This is a genomic window from Comamonas halotolerans, assembly GCF_030162935.1.
Classification (GTDB): domain Bacteria; phylum Pseudomonadota; class Gammaproteobacteria; order Burkholderiales; family Burkholderiaceae_C; genus Comamonas; species Comamonas halotolerans.
Window position 1 is genome coordinate 1 of record NZ_JASAUZ010000052.1, and the last position, 374, is coordinate 374.

At 53.7% G+C, this 374-nt stretch carries 1 protein-coding gene; it reads left to right on the forward strand.

Translation table 11 applies throughout. The features are described from left to right. The coding region (locus QEP11_RS15660) for an Ig-like domain-containing protein (protein ID WP_284337585.1) at positions 1-374 on the forward strand (374 nt) is incomplete at both ends.

The following is a 374-nucleotide window of genomic DNA, read 5'->3' on the forward strand; positions in this document are numbered from 1 at the left end:
CCACCGACCCTGCCGGCAACACCAGCGGTGAAGCCTCGGTCACCGTGGACGCAGTAGTACCTGTACTCTCGATCACTGATAACGTTGAAGGCATTGTTGGTAAAGACGGCAAGGTCACCTTCACCTTCACATTCAGTGAGGCCGTGAATGACTTTGATGCGGCTGATATTCAGGTTACCGGCGGTGTCGCTGGACAATTCACTCAAATCAATTCCAATGTCTATACATTGGAAGTAACACCGCCAGCCAATGGCACCGTGGGTGAAATTGTGGTGACGGTGGCTGCCGGCGCAGCACACGATAAAGCAGGTAATCCAATTCAATCAGTCAGTGCACAGCAGGCCTACGACCTGGTCGCACCTGGCACAGATGCG